Raw genomic sequence first — 16,314 nt, forward strand, 5'->3', positions numbered from 1 at the left:
TACCTAGGATGGCACCGAGGGAAGGGTGGGGTTCGCGTGACGGAAGAGCGGGGCTCGTCGGGGGGTACGGGCCTGCCGGCCAGTATCGAGGCCGCCTGGGGCTTGCGGGCACGGCCGGTCAAGGGCCCGAAGCCGGGGCTGAGCCTGGCACGGATCGTGGACGCCGCGGTGGCGGTGGCGGCGTCCGAGGGGCTCGGCGGGGTGTCGATGGGACGGGTCGCCAAGGACCTGGGGGCCTCGACGATGTCGCTCTACCGGTACGTCTCCGCCAAGGACGAGCTGTACGTCCTGATGCAGGAGGCGGCGATGGGCCCGCCGCCCCCGCTGCCCGCGCCGGAGCGCGGCAGCGGCTGGCGGGAGGCGCTCGCGCGGTGGGCGTGCGCGCAGCGCCGGGTGTTCCACCGCAATCTGTGGATGCTCCGCATCCCCGTCTCGGGCCCGCCCGTCAGCCCGAATTCCGTCGCCTGGTGGGAGCAGGGCCTCCAGGCCCTCGACGACACCGGCCTGGACGCGGGCGAGAAGGTCTCCGTCATCCTCCTCGTCAACGGGTTCGTCCGGAACGAGGCGCTGCTGATGGGCGATCTCGCGGCCGCCGTGGCGGCGCGCGGCGTTCCGGCGCAGGAGGTGGCGGCCGGTCACACCCGCACGCTGGACCGGCTCGTCGACCCCGTACGCCATCCGTCGCTCTCCCGGCTGCTGGAGTCCGGGGCGCTGGGGGCGCCGCGCGAGCCCGACGACGAATTCGGGTTCGGGCTGGAACGGGTGCTGGACGGGATCGAGGCCCTGGTCCAGTCGCGTTCCCGTTCCCATTCCCCACTCCGTTCCCGTTCCAGGGCCTGAGGCCCCGGGGCGCGGGTCACGCGGCGGCGGCGGCGTGGCGAGGACGTCAAGTCCGGTTGATGCCGGGCGTACGCTTCATGGCCATGGACGGAGAGAGGCCCCAGCAGGAGCGGATGAGCCTGCGGGAGCGGAAGAAGCAGCTGACCTACGAGGCGGTCTCCGAAGCCGCGATCGCGATGTTCCTGGAGCGGGGCTTCGACAAGGTCTCGGTGGCGGAGGTGGCGGCCGCGGCCGACATCTCGAAGCCGACCCTGTTCCGGTACTTCCCGGCCAAGGAGGACCTGGTCCTGCACCGGTTCGCCGACCACGAGGACGAGGCGGCCCGGGTGGTCGCCGCCCGCGCGGACGGCGAATCCCCCCTGGACGCCCTGCGCCGCAACTTCCTGGACGGACTGGAGCGGGGCGACCCGGTGACCGGACTCTGCGATGTGCCGGCGGTGCTGGCGTACCAGCGGCTGCTGTACGGGACGCCGTCCCTGGTGGCCCGCCTGTACGCCTATCAGGGCCGCTCGGAGGCGGCCCTCGCGCGGGCGCTGGGCGACCGGGTGCGGGACAGGCTGGCCGCGGGCCAGATCATCGCCGTACTGCGCGTCCTGGCCCTGGAGAACTGGCGGCGGATCGACGCGGGGGAGAGCGCGGAGCAGGTGTACGCGAGCGCCGTCGAGTCGGCCGAACTGGCCTTCGTACAGCTGCGGACGGGGCTCGGCGAGCAGGGCTAGGGTCTTTGGCTTTGGTCCGGACGCGGGTGGTCAGCCCCGGACGTCGTCGGCGTGCAGCACCGCTTCGGCGATCTCGCGCACCCGGTCCCGTGTGATGCCGGTGCGCTGTTCCACGGCGAGCGGGTGGTCGGTGGGCTCCAGCTCGATGCGGGGGCGCCGGCCGATGGGGCGGGTGTGGGCGTTCGTCTTGAGGTTGGTCGTGCGGGGCGAGTACAGCCCCAGCTCCGTGCTCAGCCAGCCGAAGTACGGCTGCTCGGACTCGCGGCCCGGGGTCTCCCACACGTCGAGGGCGCGGGCGAAGTTCTCCCGGCTGAGCGAGACCCAGACCCCCCAGGAGAACGGCTCCTCGCTGCCGAACACGGGTATCTCGATCAGGCCCTTGATGAAGTAGTGCTCGTGTCTGACGATGCACTGGTCGGAGGAGAGCATGCTGTCGGGGTCGCTCTCCAGGCTCGCGTCCCAGACGTCGGGCGCCATGGTCGAGTACCCCATCGGGAGTTCCGCGTGGTGCTCGCCGCAGCGGGAGCAGGTGTAGCCGGGGTCGATAGCCATGGCCGGATCCTAAAGGCTCTCCGGGAGCCCCTCAGGGCCTGTGGCCGAACTGCCACCGGCCGTCGCCGGCCCGCCCGCGTCCGCTCCCGCGTGCGTTCGCTCCCGCCCCGTCCGCGGGGCCGCGCGGGCTACGCGGAGCCGTCGAGCACGTCCTCGCGTACCGCCGCCCACTCCAGGGAGTGGCGGATGCCCTCCGCCAGCGAGTACCGCGGCCGCCAGCCGAGCAGCCGCTCCGCCCGGTCGCTCCGGGTGTACGCCCCCGCGGCATCGCCCGGCCGTGCTCCGGCGTCGACGGCCGGGACGGGGGTGCCGGTCACCTCGTTGAAGGCGTCGAGGAGTTCGCGGACGGTGGTGCCCCTTCCGGTGCCCAGGTTGATGACGGTGGACCCGGCCGCCGCCCCGGCCCCCGTACCCGGCGCCGGTTCCGCTCCCCGTTCCGGCAGGAGGGTGTCGAAGGCACCGAGCGCGGCCACATGTGCGGTGGCCAGGTCCCAGACATGGACGTAGTCCCGGATGCCGGAGCCGTCGCGTGTGGGGTAGTCGGTCCCGGTGACCTGGAACGGGACGCCCTCCTCATGCGCCTGGATCATCTTGCCCAGGGCATGGCTGGGACGCCGCAACTGGAGGCCCGTGCGCATCTTCGGGTCCGCGCCGATCGGGTTGAAGTAGCGCAGGGACAGCACCCGGAGCGGCTGGGTGGCGGCGATGTCGGCGAACATCGCCTCGCACACCGCCTTGGTGCGCGCGTACGGGCTCTGCGGGTCCAGGGGGGAGTTCTCGTCGACCGTCAGATCCGCGCCGGCGGCGTAGATGGAGGCGGACGAGCTGAAGATCATGCGGGTGCGGCCGTTGCGCAGCAGATGGCCGACGAACTCCAGGCTCTTCGCCACGTTCGCCCGGTAGTAGCCGACCGGGTCGGCGACCGATTCCGGCACCACGATCAGTGCCGCGCAGTGGACGACGGCGTCGATGTCCGGGTGCTCGGCGAAGATCCGGTCGATCAACGGGCCGTCCGCGATGTCGCCCTTGTAGAAGGCCCGCCCGTGGGTGAACTCCTGCCTGCCCGTGACCAGGTTGTCCAGGACGACGGGGGTGATCCCGGCGTCCGAGCAGGCGGAGGCGACCGTGCTGCCGATGTATCCCGCGCCTCCGGCGATCAGGACCTTCATGCTGTGCCTGCCTCTCTGAGATCGTGCAGCGATCGTAGGCCGGGAGCACCGCGTCGGCGGCGTCCGGCCCGTGGGAACACCCTCGGTCCCCATGAACACCCTGCGGACCATCCATGACGTGCCCGTACTGATATGCGCCGAGGACGCCCTGGATCTCATCGGCGACGCCGGTTACCAGGGCGCCCGGTGGGTCGTCGTCCCCGCCGGACGGTTCGACGAGTCGTTCTTCCGGCTGGGCACGCGCGTCGCGGGCGACATCGTCCAGAAGTTCGTCAATTACCGGATGGGGATCGTCGTCCTCGGCGACATCTCCCGCCACACGGAGGCCGGTTCGGCTCTCCGGGCTTCGTCCGCGAGTGCAACCGGGGCCGGCAGACCTGGTTCCTCGCCGAAGCCGAGGAGCTGGGGGAGCGGCTGAAGGGGCGGCGGGTCCCGCCCGCCGTGCGACCGGCCACTGGTCGCACGGCGGGCGGTGTCGTACCGCCGGGCGGGTGCGCCCTCAGCCGCGGCTCAGCAGCTCGGTGATCCGGAGGAAGCCGTCGGCGCCGTGCCCGCGCCCGATGACCCGGCGGGCCAGGCCCTCGGCCGCGCGCATCACACCGGCGTCGATGCCATGGGCCTCGGAGGCGTGGACGATGTGGGCCATGGAGGATGCCGCCGAGGTGAGCGGGTTGCCGTCGCCGGGGAACCTTCCGTCGTCCAGGTCCGCCGCGGTCTCCTCGAAGACCGGCGGGAGAACGGCACCGATGCCCTGGGCGAACGGGGCCAGCTCCCGGGCGGTGATTCCTTCCGCACGGGCGACCGCCAGGGCATGGGCGTAGCCCGTCATCGCGGTCCAGAAGATGTCGAGCAGCGCGATGTCGTACGCCGCCGCCCGGCCGATCTCCTCACCGAGGTGGGTATGGGTGCCGCCCAGCTCGTCCAGTACGGGCCGGTGCTCGCGGTAGAGCTCCGCCGGGCCGCTGTGGAGGAAGACCGCGGCCGGTGTCCGGATGGTCGTGGTCGGCGTCATGATCGCACCGTCCAGATAGTCGATGCCGTGCCCGGCTGCCCACGCGGCGGTGTCCCTGGCCCGGACCGGGGTGTCGGCGGTCAGGTTGACCACCGTGCGCCCCTTGAGCGCGTCGGTGACCGCGTCGCGCCGCAGTACGGCGTCCACGGCGTCGTAGTTCACGACACAGACCACGGTCAGCCGGCTTGCGGCGACCGCCTCCGCGGCCGACCGGGCGCCGACGGCGCCCCGTTCGACCAGCTCCCGGGCGCGGTCCGGCGTCCGGTTCCAGACCGTGGTGCGCAACCCGGCGTCCAGGAACGCGCCCGCCAGGGACCGGCCCATCGGCCCCAGGCCGAGTACGGTGACGGTGGACTGCTCGGTGTGCGAAGGCATGGCTCAACTCCCGTATGGGTGTGGGTAATGAATGACAGGGGGGCGGAAATGACGCGTGGTCGTGCCCAGGACCCGAATGTGTGCGGGGTGGTCGCCGCGATCGCCGTGATCGACGGAAAGTGGAAGACGGCGCTGCTCTGGCTGCTGGAGTCCGGCCCGCTCCGTCCGGGCGAGCTGCGCCGGCAGCTGCCGGGGCTCAGCGAGAAGGTGCTGACCCAGGCACTCCGCGAGATGGAGGCCGACGGGCTGGTCCACCGGGAGGTGCACGACGTGCTTCCGCTGAAGACCGAGTACTCCCTGACCGCGTTCGGCCGGGACCTCTCCGAGGCGCTGGCTCCGCTCTCGGACTGGGGCCACCGCCGCTTGGAGAAGCTCACCGGGACCCGGTCGTCCTCCTGACGCGCAGCCTCCCCGTTTTCCTCCTGTCTTCCCGGATCCGGCGGCCGTCCGACTGCCCTTCACCAGGGTCGCCCCGCCGCCCGCCCGGCGCCAAGTACCCACAAAAAAGTGGCTACCGAGGGTGGTCCTGGGCCGCGTCCCCGCGCCGCCCAGGACCGGGCAAGCGGCCTCGCGCGTCAGACGCGGAGCTCGGGCGGGAAGCCGGTCCAGCGCAGTTCCGCGGGCAGGTGCCGCATGTCGTTGTAGATCAGCACGGAGGACGGCCTGCCGGGTGCGTAACGGATGACCGTCAGGGCCGCGTTGCTGTGGTTGATGCCCAGCCAGCGCCACTCGGGCGCGTCGAGAGCGGCCCGTATCAGCCATCCGATGAGGAAGTTGTGCGTGACCACCAGCTCATGGCGGGGCTGGTCCCCCTCGACCGTGCCCGTGAACGCCGCGAGTGCTTCCCGGGCCAGCGCGGGACCCTGGCTGCGCTCCTCCTCCGGAGCCTGGGCGAGGAACCCGAGCAGCGCGTCGGCCGAATCCGGCGGCAGCTCCTCCTTCGCGGGCAGATGGGGGACGTAGTCGCCGGCCAATTCCGACTGGTGCAGGGGGACGCCGTCGAGCTGCGCACCGATCAGCTCGGCCGTCTGCCGCGCCCGGGGGAGCGGCCCGTGGTGGATCGCCGTGAGCGGGGCGCTGCGGAGCCGTTCGCCGAGCAGAACGGCCTGGCGGCGGCCGTTCTCCGTCAGGGTCGTCTCATCTGCCGACGCCTCACCGTGCCGGGCGAGGTAGAGGTATCGGGCGGCTGTCTCGGTCATGTTCCGGGTCTCCGTCATCATGCGGGATCTGTCATGCCGGGTCCGTCATGCGTGATGTGGCATGTGTGATCCGTAGGTCCGTGATCTTGTAAGTCAGGGATGGACGCCGGGCCCCGCACGGTTCCGTCGTGGTTGTCCGTGCCCTGTCCCGAGATAACTATTGGCATGGTGCGGCCCTGATTTGCTGTGCTTACGGTGGAGCGGAACGAACGCGCCCTCCCCGTCCCGCTCCTCCGTAGGCAGCTGCCTCTATGGCGTGCACGGAAGTCCACTGACCGGCTCGGAGGTCTCATGCCCCTGCAGATGGAACTGGTCGCGATAACACTCGATTGCCCTGATCCGCCGACTCTGGCGGCGTTCTATCAGCAGGCCACCGGCTTTGAACCACACCCGAAGTCGGACACCGAGTTCGCCGGTCTCAACCGTGAGGACGGACTCTTCATCGGCTTCCAGCGGGTCGAGGACTACCGGGCTCCGAGTTGGCCCGACCAGATCGTTCCCCAGCAGCTTCACATCTGTTTCAAGGTCGCGGAGAGCCTGGACGAGGCCGAGGCCCGGTTGCTGGAGCTGGGCGCGGGCAAGCCGGATCACCAGCCGCATGGGGACAAGGCGCGGGTCCTCACCGACCCCGCTGGGCATCCCTTCTGCATCGTCACGCGCTGATCGGCGTTTTCGCGGCATGAGCGCGGCCATGCCGTCGGGGTTGACCGGGCGCCGCTGCCGCCACCCCGGCTACGGAGGGTGTGACAGGCCCGACGGCTCATCGGATCAGGACGGCTCACTGGATCAGGTCGGTGTGCGGATGCTCCGGAGATACCGGGCAGACGTAGAGCTGGAGATTGTCGGTCCTGCCGACTTCGACCGCGGTCGGCTGCGCGGGGTTCTGGCCGGCGACATGACTGGCGGCAAACGCGGCGGCTTGATCTTCGTACGGCGCCCAGCTCTGCGTACCACCGTCCCATTCGAAGGAGGCGATGGTCAGCAGCGGGACCATCCGGACGTCGCAGACAGCGCAGTATCGGGGATACGGGTCGGTGCGGCCCCACGGGGGCCAGCCGCCGACCTTCCAGCCGGGAGCGTCGGCCAGCTCACTGTCGTAGAACTCCTCCGGATAGTCCGCATAGTCCGCGTACGAGCTCTCCACGCCCACGTCGGCCGCCTGCCATCTGTTCCAGTCCCCCAGCATCTGCTGCATCTCCGGGCTCAGATCGAGGCTGTTGGGGTATTCGGTGACTGCTTCCGGCGCCAGCAGACACGGCTCCGGCACATAGCCCGGGTAGTCCGCCTCGTACGGTTCCGGCGGTGTGGCGAGGATGTCGACGACCGCGGCGGCGGACCGCCAGAACAGTGCGGTCGACGGCTTGTAATCCGGATCGTGGTCGTAGGGGCACCAGAGGACCTGGAGCAGATCGGCCTGGCCGGGCGGCCGCAACAGGGGTATGTCGCGCAGATACAGCTGGGCCACGGGCAACATGGGGACCGGGCACTCCGCGGGCCACGGAGGGCCGGCGTCGAGTCGCTCCCCGAGCATCGCGGCGTCGCGATCCCTGATCGCCTCCTCCTCGGGCGTGAGCGCGGGACCATGGGGATCACGGTGCAGCCGAGCCCGTATGCGCCTGTCGAGCCGCACTTCCGCCGGCGACTGACGGAACCCGCTGTCCGGGTGCGAGCCTTCGCAGTGCGGCCACGGCTCCGTCACCGGCCACAACAACGGGCCCCCGACCGAGCTTTCCCTGACCGAAGGCGACCCGGCACGAGGATGCAACCGAATCGCAGGACGCGCCGACGGAGCCAGCTCAGGAAAGACCGCGGTCACGTCCACAGGCCGCGGCGGAGTGGTACGCACGAAAACCATGCCGGTGATCCTGTCACCAGCCACTGACAGTCCCCGGCTGCCTCAACCGGTGTCGGTGACGTCGGTCCTCGGCCGGTCACGTCCCACGCATACAGCCTCGGCCTGGCTTCGTTCACTTCGAGGGGTTCTGGCTCAACTTCCGTGATGCCACTCGTGCTCGCGCCGGTTCAGCCCGCTGGCCTGCGGCTTCCGCGCGTCTCCCGAGCCGACGTAGCGATCGGCAGGCCGTAATCACACAAGTTGTGCCAGAACCACGGCTCGTGAACATAGCCATCGGCCACAGTGACAGCAAGCCTGTCCATGTGACGCCTGTTGTCCGTTCCCAGAAGATCTGAATCGATGAGGACGGCACCGCCGCGGCCCCTTCCGGCAAAACCACCGTTGGACGAACGCGCGGACACCTGCACCGAGCGCAACCCTCAACCCGCTACCGCCACTGGTTCGATCCTCCTCGCGGGACGGCGGAGCAACTTGCTGCGCAGGTAGTCCGGGACTCGCTCACTTCGCACTGCAGGCACGGCGGGAAATCGCAGATGGACCGGGAACGGACACCTGTCGTGCTTCGGCACGGCACCGCCAGGGGAGTGGTGTGGCGCACTTTTGCAAGCGTCTGCTTGCAAAAGTTAGCAAGGGTGTCGCACTATCGGGGCATGGCATCACTCAACGTCGGCAATCTCGGTGAGTACCTGCGCGAGCAGCGGCGCAACGCGCAGCTGTCGCTGCGGCAGCTCGCCGATGCCGCCGGGGTGTCCAATCCCTACCTCAGCCAGATCGAGCGCGGGCTTCGAAAGCCGAGCGCCGAGGTACTGCAGCAGGTCGCCAAGGCGCTGCGGATCTCCGCCGAGACCCTTTACGTACGGGCCGGGATCCTGGACGAGCGGGAGCGGGAGGAGCTGGAGACGCGGGCGGTGATTCTGGCCGATCCGTCCATAAACGAGCGGCAGAAGAGTGTTCTGCTGCAGATCTACGACTCCTTCCGCAGGGAGAACGGGTTCGAGCCCGGACCGGAATCCGGCGTCGCAGCCGGATCGGAGACCGGCGGCGAACCAGGGCCGGGCGTCGGCACCGACGCGCCTTCCGAGCCCTCGGAGTCTTCGGAGCCGTCAAAGCCCGCAAGGCCGGAAAAGTCCGCAGGGCCGGCAGAGTCCGCAAGGCCGGCAGAGCCTTCGACGCCCCCGACGCCTTCAACGCCTTCAACGCCAGAGAAACCCTCACACTGAGTCTGATGATCCGGGAGGACCACAGTCATGGCCATCACCGATGACCTGCGCAAGACCCTCACCGACCCGACCCCCCTCTACTTCGCCGCCGGTACGGCCGATCTCGCCGTCGAGCAGGCGCGCAAGGTTCCGGCGCTGATCGACCAGCTGCGTGCCGAGGCGCCGGAGCGCATCGAGGCCGTGCGCAACGCCGACCCCAAGGCCGTGCAGGAGAAGATGGCCTCGCAGGCCAAGGAGGCGCAGGCCACCGTGCAGGCCAAGGTCACCGAGGTGATCGGGTCCTTCGACAGCGACCTGCGGAAGCTGGGCGAGAACGCGCAGGACCTGGCGCTGCGGAGCCTGGGCATGGCCGCGGAGTACGCGGTGCGGGCCCGGGAGACGTACGAGAAGGTCGCCGAGCGCGGCGAGCAGACCGTGAAGAACTGGCGCGGCGAGACGGCCGACGAGATCGTCGAGATCGCCGTCGTCGTCGAGCCGCGCAAGGAGTCCAAGCCGACGGGCAGCACCCGGACCACGCCCACGGCCAAGCCCGGCCCGGCGAAGGCCGCCCCCGCGCCGAAGCCCGCGCCGAAGGCCGTCAAGCCGGAGAGCAAGGCCCCGGCCGCGCCCGCCCGGAAGGCGCCCGTGCGCAAGCCCGCCGCGAAGAAGACCACTCCGCCCGGCGCGAAGTAGCACCCCGGCGCCACGGCACCCCCGGCGGGGCCGCGGCGCCGCGGTGTGTAGCGGGGCGCGGGCCGGGCACCTTCAGGAGTGCCTGGCCCGTTGTCCCGGTACCTTGGCCGCGAGGCGCTCATCCACTTATTAGGCGGTGCACACACCATGTTGCTCACAGGATTCAGCACACTCGTCTGGCTGCTCTACATGGTCATGCTGGTGCTGGCCGTGGTCGCACTGATCATGGCCGCGATGGCCCGTGAGGACGCCTACCGGGCCGCGGACAAGCAGAAGAAGTCCTTCTGGCTGCTCATCCTCGGCATCACCGTCGCCGTGAACCTCTTCGTGCCGATGCTGTTCCTCCAGCTCGCGGGCGCGGTCGCCTCCATCGTCTTCCTGGTGGACGTGCGGCCCGCGCTCCAGGCGGTCTCGGGCGGCGGCGGCCGGCGCGGCGGTTCCAGCAGCGACGGTCCGTACGGGCCCTACAACGGCGGGCGCTGAGCGTCCGCGGCGCCCACGGGGGCCGTGGGTGACGCCGATCCGGGGCGGGGGCGAGGGATGCTCCGGCCCCGGTCGCCGTCGGGGGTCCGGTGGCTTGCGTCTTCCTCGGGTCGGTGGCTTGCGTCTTCCTCGTCGCGGTCGAGCAGGAGGACCGCGACGTCGTCGGTGAGTTCGCCGCCGTTCAGCTCCCGCACCTCGGTGACCGCGGCCGTCAGGAGATCCTCGCCGGTGAGCCCCTCCGCCAGCTGCCGGTTGATCATCTCGACCATGCCGTCCTGACCCAGCCGCTGGGTGCCGGCCGGGCCCACGCGCCCCTCGATCAGCCCGTCCGTGTACAGCATCAGGCTCCAGTCGCCGCCCAGCTCCACCTGCCGGCGGGGCCACGGGGTGTCCCCTGCCCGAAGGGCCCGGGGGAGAGCGCTGTGCGGCAGCAGGCCCAGGGCCGGTCCGCCGTCCTCGTGCGGGAGGAGGTGCGCGGTCCGTCCGTCCCGGGCGATCAGCGGGGCGGGGTGGCCCGCCAGGCAGAGTCCGGCGCTCCGGCCGTCGGGGGCGATGTCGACGGTGCAGAGCGTCGCGAAGATCTCCTCGCTCTCCCGCTCGTGCTCCAGAACCTGCTGGAGGGTGGAGAGCAGCTCGTCGCCGCAGAGCCCGGCCAGGGTCAACGCCCGCCACGCGATGCGCAGTTCCACGCCGAGCGCCGCCTCGTCGGGACCGTGCCCGCAGACGTCGCCGATCATCACATGGACGGTGCCGTCGGGCGTACGGACCGTGTCGTAGAAGTCCCCGCCGAGCAGCGCGCGGCTGCGGCCCGGCCGGTAGTGGGCCGCGAAGCGCAGATCGGAGCCTTCGAGCAGCGGTGTGGGGAGCAGGCCGCGTTCGAGGCGGGCGTTCTCCTGGGCGCGCAGGGTGGACTCGGTGAGCCGGCGCTGGGCGACATCGGCGCGCTTGCGCTCGACGGCGTACCGGATGGCGCGGCTGAACAGCCGGCCGTCGAGTTCGTCGCGGAAGAGGTAGTCCTGGGCGCCCACCCGTACCGCCGCGGCGGCCAGCTCGGCGTCGTCCTCCGCCGTGAGGGCGAGGACGGCATGGCGCGGGGCGATCCGCAGGACGTGCTGGAGGGTGGCGAGCCCGTCGGCCCCCGCCGCGTCCCCGGAGGCGCGGGTCTCGCTGCCGGTGGGCAGGGCGAGGTCCAGCAGGATGCAGTCGACGTCGTCCGTGAGGAGCCGGCCCGCCTCGGTCAGGTTGCGGGCGGTGCGGATCCGTACCCGCGTTCCGGCCGCGGCCGGGAGCTCGGGGACGGTGAAGGTGCCCGCCGGGTCGTCCTCGATCACCAGGAGGGTGAGGTCGGCGCCGTGGGAGGCCTCCGCAGCGGCGTCGCCACGTTGCTGCGGTATGGGTACGGGCATCGGTTCGGGTTTCCTTCCCTCCCCCCGAGGGCGCGGCGGAACGACGATCGACGATCCGCCAGACGGGGACGATAGCGGTCCGCGGTGGGGGAACGGAATGGCGTCCCGGGATCGGCCTCCGGCATATGCGCAGCCATAAGCCGCGTCAGGTCACGGATCCGGCGAGATGGGCCGGGGTGGGGGCGAGTCTCAGGGCATGACAAAGGTCACGCGGGGCGGTGGGCGGGGGTGCTGCGGGTCACGCCCGTGGGGCGTACGGGGCTCGGCAGGGGTGCGGGGTGCCGACTCGGGGAGCGCCCTGGGGTGTTCGGCGAGGTCCCCGGCGGCGACCCGGAACGCTCTGCCCTCGATCGCCGGACGGGCTTGATCCCGCGGCGGTTTCGGACCCGGACCCGGCCCCGGCCCCGGCCCCGGCCGCGGTCTCGGTCTCGGCCCCGGCCGCGGTCTCGGTCTCGGTCTCGGCCCCGGACCCGGTTTCGGCCCCGGCCGCGGTCTCGGCCCCGGTCCCGGTCCGGCGTTACTTGTCCGGGCGTACGACGCCGAGGATCTGCATCGAGCCCGCGCCCGCCAGCGTGACGTTGCGGCCGGGGCGGGGGGCGTGCACGATCGCGCCGTCACCTATGTACATGCCCACGTGACTGGCGTCGCCGTGGTAGATGATCAGGTCGCCGGGGCGCATGTCCTTGATGGCGATGTGCGGCAGCAGCCGCCACTGCTCCTGCGAGGTGCGGGGGATCGGCCGCCCCGCCGCCAGCCAGGCCTGTGACGTCAGCCCCGAGCAGTCGTATGACTTGGGGCCCTCGTCCCCCCAGCCGTACGGCTTGCCTATCTGCGCGGTCGCGAAGGCCACCGCCTTCTTGCCGCGGGCGCTCGCCTCGCGGTTGATGTCCTTCAGGGCGCCGGAGCTGAGCCAGGCCGTCTGCTGCTGGTACTCGGCCTCCTGCTCCAGCTTGAGCAGGCGGGCCCGCTCCTCCTTCTTGAGCCGCGACTCCAGCTTCTTCGCCGCGGCGATCTGGGCGTTGATCTTCTTCTTGGCCTCGGCCTGCTCGACCCGGTTGGCTTCGAGCTTCTTCCAGTTGGTGCTCGCGTCCTTGGTGTACGTCTCCAGGTCCTGCTGGGTCCTGGTCAGTTCGCCGAGCACGCCCTGAGCGGCCTGCTGGCCCTCCCTGACCCGGTTCACCCCGTCCAGGAACAGCTGCGGGTCGTCGCTGAGCATGAACTGGGCGCCGGGCGGCAGCCCGCCGGTGCGGTACTGCTCGCGGGCCTGGGCGCCCGCCTGGCTCTTGAGCTCGGCGATCTTCGACTGGCCGACGACTATCTCGCGGGCCAGCTTCACGATCTCGCCGGACTGCTTCTCGGCCTTCTCCTCGGCGAGGTTGTACGCGTCGGTGGCCGCCCCGGCCTTGCGGTAGAGGGCGTCGATCTCCTTGCGCACCTCTTCGAGGGTCTTCTTCGGCGCCCCGGCCCCGGAGGGCTTCTTGTCGGAGGGAGCCGGGGGCGCGGGCTTGGCGAAGGCCTGGACCGGCGTGATGAGTACGGACAGCGCGCAGACCAGAGTGATCGCGGCTGAGGCACAGTGACGTCGGTTCACGAGATTCCCCTCCGAATGAATCTGATTTACCGTCAGTAACTTTTCGCCGGTGTCGAGATCGTGCCATGCCGTACCGAAAAGCAACAGGGGCGCACGGACGCAGTCCTGACAGCCGCAGTCCTGACGGTCGCTCCCCTCGGTCTCCCCCACTCCCCTCTGTCTGGACGAACGATGCCCCGTTCCCGTTCCCGTCCGCCTCCCCGGACACCGTTCCGCCGGTTCTGTTCAGCGGGAGTTGGGCTACGGGTTGGGACGGAGGGCATCCCACTTCACCGTGACTTCGCCCTGGCGCCACCGCCGTACCCCGTCGGCCAGTGGCCAGTCGCCGGAGAGCGACCGCACCGCCGCGATCCAGCGCTGCCGGGCGCCCAGCGAGGCGTACGGGGCCGCCGCGGCCCATGCCCGGTCGAAGTCCCGCAGGAACGCGTGGACCGGTTCGCCCGGCACATTGCGGTGGATCAGCGCCTTGGGCAGGCGTTCCGCGAGGTCGGAGGGGCGGTCCAGGGAGCCGAGCCGGGTCGCGAAGGTGACCGTGCGCGGACCCTCCGGGCCGAGCGCCACCCATACGTGCCGGCGCCCGATCTCGTCGCAGGTGCCCTCCACGAGGAGCCCGCCCGGCGCGAGGCGGGCGCACAGCCGTTGCCAGACCGCGGCGACCTCGCCCTCGTCGTACTGGCGCAGCACGTTCGCCGCCCGGATGAGGTCGGGGCGCTCGGGGAGCGGGATCTCGAACCCGCCGTGCAGGAAGGTCAGGCCCTCGCGCTCGTACGGCTTCGCCGCCGCGACCCGCTCCGGATCGATCTCGATCCCAGCCACCGCCGTGCGCGGCTCGGCGGTGCGCAGCCGGTGCAGCAGCTCGACGGCGGTCCAGGGCGCGGCGCCGTACCCGAGGTCGACGGCGACGGGGTGGTCGGCGCGGCGCAGGGCCGGGCCGTGGGTGGCGGCGATCCAGCGGTCCATGCGGCGGAGCCGGTTCGGGTTGGTGGTCCCGCGGGTCGCGGTGCCGATGGGGCGCATGACAGCGAGCGTAACGAGCACGCGGCGTGCGCCGGGCGGCGCGGGGGGCCCGGTCCGGTGGGCGGTCGCGGCCAGCCCGGGGTGCGGAGCCTGTCCAGGGTGCGGCACCCGCCCGGGGTGCGGCGTCTGCCCGGGGCAGGGCACCCCGGGGTGCGGAGCCCGCACTGTAATGATTTGGTAAAACGGAAATGAAAGGAGAAATTCCGCTGTTGCAGCCGTTCGCAGGGGCTCGGGTCCCTTCGGTGTCATGCCCTGGATGAGGAGGACCGGACGACGTGAGTCAGTACGTCTCCCGGCTCGGCAGCAGCCGTGTCGCACCGCGCCTCAGGTTCCCCGCCGCGTTCCCCGGCGGCCACCGCAGACCCCGCCGCATCGCGATGCTCTCCGTGCACACCTCCCCGCTGCACCAGCCGGGCACGGGCGACGCGGGCGGGATGAACGTCTACATCGTGGAGCTGGCCAGGCGCCTCGCCGCGATCAACATCGAGGTCGAGATCTTCACCCGGTCGACCGAGGGCGGGCTGCCCCCCGTGGTCGAGCTGGCGCCCGGCGTCCTGGTCCGGCACGTCGACGCGGGACCGTACGAGGGTCTGGCCAAGGAGGAGCTGCCCGCCCAGCTCTGCGCCTTCACGCACGGAGTGATGCAGGCGTGGGCCGGCCAGCGCCCCGGCTACTACGACCTCGTCCACTCGCACTACTGGCTCTCCGGCCATGTCGGCTGGCTCGCCGCCCAGCGCTGGGGCGTCCCGCTCGTCCACGCCATGCACACCATGGCGAAGGTCAAGAACGCGGCGCTCGCGGCGGACGACACCCCCGAGCCAGCGGCCCGCGTCATCGGCGAGACCCAGATCGTCGACGCGGCGGACCGGCTGATCGCCAACACCGCCGAGGAGGCGGACGAGCTCGTCCGCTTCTACGAGGCCGATCGCGGATCCGTCGCCGTCGTCCACCCCGGGGTCAACCTGGAGCGCTTCAGCCCCGCCGACGGGCGGGCCGCGGCGCGGGCGCGCCTCGGGCTGCCGACGGACGCCCTGATTCCGCTCTTCGCGGGCCGCATCCAGCCGCTGAAGGCCCCCGATGTGCTGCTGCGGGCGGTCGCCGTCCTGCTGGACCGCGATCCCGCGCTGCGCTCCCGGATGGTGGTTCCGATCGTCGGCGGGCCGAGCGGCAGCGGGCTCGCCAAGCCGGAGGGGCTGCAGAAGCTGGCGGCGCGGCTGGGCATCGCCGATGTCGTACGGTTCCAGCCGCCGGTCGGACAGGAGCGGCTCGCCGACTGGTTCCGGGCCGCCTCCGTACTGGTCATGCCCTCGCACAGCGAGTCCTTCGGCCTGGTCGCCATAGAGGCGCAGGCGGCGGGCACCCCCGTCGTCGCTGCGGCCGTGGGCGGCCTCCCGGTGGCGGTGCGGGACGGCGTCAGCGGCTTCCTGATACCCGGGCACGACCCGGCGGCGTACGCGCAGGCGCTGGCCCGGTTCGCCGACGCGCCGGACCTGGTCGCCCGGATGGGCGCGGCGGCCGCCGCGCACGCCCGTGGCTTCGGCTGGGACACCGCCGCGTCCGCCACCGCCGACGTGTACACGGCCGCGATGCAGGAACACCGCCGTCGCGTACGCTCGCACCATGGCTGACGTACCCGGCGGAGCGGCACCGACCGAAGCGGCGACGACGCGGGTCGCGCAGGTCATCGAGGCGGCCCTGGAGGATGCCGGGCTCGCGTGGGAGAGCCCCGGGCCGGGCGACTACGTGGTCACGCTGCCCGGTACGCACAAGCTGTCCACCACCTGCTCCCTGCGCGTCGGCAAGCACTCGCTCTCCCTCAACGCCTTCGTCGTCCGGCACCCGGACGAGAACGACGCCGCGGTCCACCGCTGGCTGCTGGAGCGCAACCTCCGCCTCTTCGGCGTGAGTTACGCGATCGACCCGCTCGGCGACATCTATCTGGTCGGCAAGCTGCCGCTCTCCGTGGTCACCCCGCAGGAGCTGGACCGGCTGCTCGGCACGGTCCTCGAAGCGGCCGACGGATCCTTCAACACCCTGCTGGAGCTGGGCTTCGCGAGCGCGATCCGCAAGGAGTACGCGTGGCGGGTGGCGCGCGGCGAATCCACCCGGAACCTCGACGCGTTCACACATCTGACCCAACGCCCGGCCGGATGACCCTGGGCCGGGGCCCGGCCGGCCAGGCGAAAGCCGGGGCCTGACCGCCC

17 protein-coding genes and 1 pseudogene are annotated in these 16,314 nt (G+C 71.4%); 10 read left to right on the forward strand and 8 right to left on the reverse strand.

Annotation, left to right across the window (positions count from 1 at the left end; genetic code table 11):
• The first annotated feature begins 36 nt into the window (after window positions 1-36).
• The gene (locus tag GA0115234_RS08390; protein WP_093540243.1) at window positions 37-840 is read left to right on the forward strand and encodes a TetR/AcrR family transcriptional regulator; all 804 of its coding nucleotides are present in this window, start codon (window positions 37-39) and stop codon (window positions 838-840) included.
• A 77-nt stretch (window positions 841-917) separates the two neighbouring features.
• Window positions 918-1,559 carry a TetR family transcriptional regulator gene (locus GA0115234_RS08395; protein ID WP_370804132.1) on the forward strand — a complete coding sequence of 214 codons (642 nt, stop codon included), beginning with the start codon at window positions 918-920 and terminating at the stop codon, window positions 1,557-1,559.
• 30 nt (window positions 1,560-1,589) lie between these two features.
• On the opposite strand, the gene GA0115234_RS08400 is transcribed toward GA0115234_RS08395, so the two are convergent.
• Together GA0115234_RS08400 and galE are read right to left on the reverse strand one after the other, a co-directional pair.
• Window positions 1,590-2,111, reverse strand: a complete 522-nt coding sequence (locus GA0115234_RS08400; protein ID WP_093540244.1) for a DUF2199 domain-containing protein — start codon at window positions 2,109-2,111, stop codon at window positions 1,590-1,592.
• A gap of 128 nt (window positions 2,112-2,239) precedes the next feature.
• Complete coding sequence (gene galE / locus GA0115234_RS08405; protein WP_093540245.1) at window positions 2,240-3,280, reverse strand: UDP-glucose 4-epimerase GalE; 1,041 nt, start codon at window positions 3,278-3,280, stop codon at window positions 2,240-2,242.
• A gap of 91 nt (window positions 3,281-3,371) precedes the next feature.
• Between galE and GA0115234_RS08410 the strand changes: the two are divergent.
• Window positions 3,372-3,703: pseudogene (locus tag GA0115234_RS08410) on the forward strand (DUF4180 domain-containing protein); the annotation flags it as partial.
• A 76-nt stretch (window positions 3,704-3,779) separates the two neighbouring features.
• Here the strand turns inward: GA0115234_RS08410 and GA0115234_RS08415 are convergent.
• Complete coding sequence (locus GA0115234_RS08415) at window positions 3,780-4,667, reverse strand: NAD(P)-dependent oxidoreductase (protein WP_093540246.1); 888 nt, start codon at window positions 4,665-4,667, stop codon at window positions 3,780-3,782.
• Between the two features lie 48 nt (window positions 4,668-4,715).
• On the opposite strand from GA0115234_RS08415, the gene GA0115234_RS08420 reads away from it, so the two are divergent.
• Window positions 4,716-5,066 (forward strand): winged helix-turn-helix transcriptional regulator, encoded by a 351-nt coding sequence (locus GA0115234_RS08420; RefSeq protein ID WP_093540247.1) that lies wholly within the window; start codon window positions 4,716-4,718, stop codon window positions 5,064-5,066.
• A 176-nt stretch (window positions 5,067-5,242) separates the two neighbouring features.
• Here the strand turns inward: GA0115234_RS08420 and GA0115234_RS08425 are convergent, their stop codons facing one another.
• Window positions 5,243-5,866: a histidine phosphatase family protein gene (locus tag GA0115234_RS08425; RefSeq protein ID WP_093540468.1), complete on the reverse strand. Its 624-nt coding sequence runs from the start codon at window positions 5,864-5,866 to the stop codon at window positions 5,243-5,245.
• 291 nt (window positions 5,867-6,157) lie between these two features.
• Here GA0115234_RS08425 and GA0115234_RS08430 point away from each other — a divergent pair, with 291 nt between their 5' ends.
• The gene (locus GA0115234_RS08430) at window positions 6,158-6,529 is read left to right on the forward strand and encodes a VOC family protein (protein ID WP_093540248.1); all 372 of its coding nucleotides are present in this window, start codon (window positions 6,158-6,160) and stop codon (window positions 6,527-6,529) included.
• 115 nt (window positions 6,530-6,644) lie between these two features.
• Here the strand turns inward: GA0115234_RS08430 and GA0115234_RS08435 are convergent, their stop codons facing one another.
• On the reverse strand, window positions 6,645-7,721 hold the full coding sequence (locus GA0115234_RS08435) for a hypothetical protein (RefSeq protein ID WP_093540249.1): 1,077 nt from the start codon (window positions 7,719-7,721) through the stop codon (window positions 6,645-6,647).
• 650 nt (window positions 7,722-8,371) lie between these two features.
• On the opposite strand from GA0115234_RS08435, the gene GA0115234_RS08440 reads away from it, so the two are divergent.
• The 3 genes from GA0115234_RS08440 (at window position 8,372) to GA0115234_RS08450 (ending at window position 10,096) form a co-directional block, all read left to right on the forward strand.
• Window positions 8,372-8,941, forward strand: coding sequence for a helix-turn-helix domain-containing protein (locus GA0115234_RS08440; RefSeq protein ID WP_093540250.1), 570 nt, complete (start codon window positions 8,372-8,374; stop codon window positions 8,939-8,941).
• Between the two features lie 27 nt (window positions 8,942-8,968).
• Window positions 8,969-9,613 carry a hypothetical protein gene (locus GA0115234_RS08445; RefSeq protein ID WP_093540251.1) on the forward strand — a complete coding sequence of 215 codons (645 nt, stop codon included), beginning with the start codon at window positions 8,969-8,971 and terminating at the stop codon, window positions 9,611-9,613.
• 147 nt (window positions 9,614-9,760) lie between these two features.
• Window positions 9,761-10,096 (forward strand): DUF2516 family protein, encoded by a 336-nt coding sequence (locus tag GA0115234_RS08450; RefSeq protein ID WP_093540252.1) that lies wholly within the window; start codon window positions 9,761-9,763, stop codon window positions 10,094-10,096.
• On the opposite strand, the gene GA0115234_RS08455 is transcribed toward GA0115234_RS08450, so the two are convergent.
• From GA0115234_RS08455 to GA0115234_RS08465, 3 genes are all read right to left on the reverse strand, one after another.
• Entirely contained in the window at window positions 10,078-11,502 is a 1,425-nt protein-coding gene (locus tag GA0115234_RS08455; RefSeq protein WP_093540253.1) for a PP2C family protein-serine/threonine phosphatase, read from the reverse strand. The two genes, GA0115234_RS08450 and GA0115234_RS08455, sit on opposite strands and share 19 nt — an antisense overlap.
• Window positions 11,503-12,019: 517 nt before the next feature.
• On the reverse strand, window positions 12,020-13,093 hold the full coding sequence (locus GA0115234_RS08460; RefSeq protein WP_093540254.1) for a C40 family peptidase: 1,074 nt from the start codon (window positions 13,091-13,093) through the stop codon (window positions 12,020-12,022).
• 240 nt (window positions 13,094-13,333) lie between these two features.
• The gene (locus GA0115234_RS08465; RefSeq protein ID WP_093540469.1) at window positions 13,334-14,110 is read right to left on the reverse strand and encodes a class I SAM-dependent methyltransferase; all 777 of its coding nucleotides are present in this window, start codon (window positions 14,108-14,110) and stop codon (window positions 13,334-13,336) included.
• A gap of 275 nt (window positions 14,111-14,385) precedes the next feature.
• Between GA0115234_RS08465 and mshA the strand changes: the two genes are divergently transcribed.
• Both mshA and GA0115234_RS08475 read left to right on the forward strand, forming a co-directional pair.
• The gene (gene mshA / locus GA0115234_RS08470) at window positions 14,386-15,738 is read left to right on the forward strand and encodes a D-inositol-3-phosphate glycosyltransferase (RefSeq protein WP_093540255.1); all 1,353 of its coding nucleotides are present in this window, start codon (window positions 14,386-14,388) and stop codon (window positions 15,736-15,738) included.
• Complete coding sequence (locus GA0115234_RS08475; protein ID WP_093540256.1) at window positions 15,731-16,264, forward strand: YbjN domain-containing protein; 534 nt, start codon at window positions 15,731-15,733, stop codon at window positions 16,262-16,264. The genes mshA and GA0115234_RS08475 overlap by 8 nt, the downstream gene beginning before the upstream one ends.
• Window positions 16,265-16,314: the final 50 nt, after the last annotated feature.

Origin of the sequence: Streptomyces sp. DvalAA-43 (assembly GCF_900091725.1) — a bacterium.
Classification (GTDB): domain Bacteria; phylum Actinomycetota; class Actinomycetes; order Streptomycetales; family Streptomycetaceae; genus Streptomyces; species Streptomyces pulveraceus.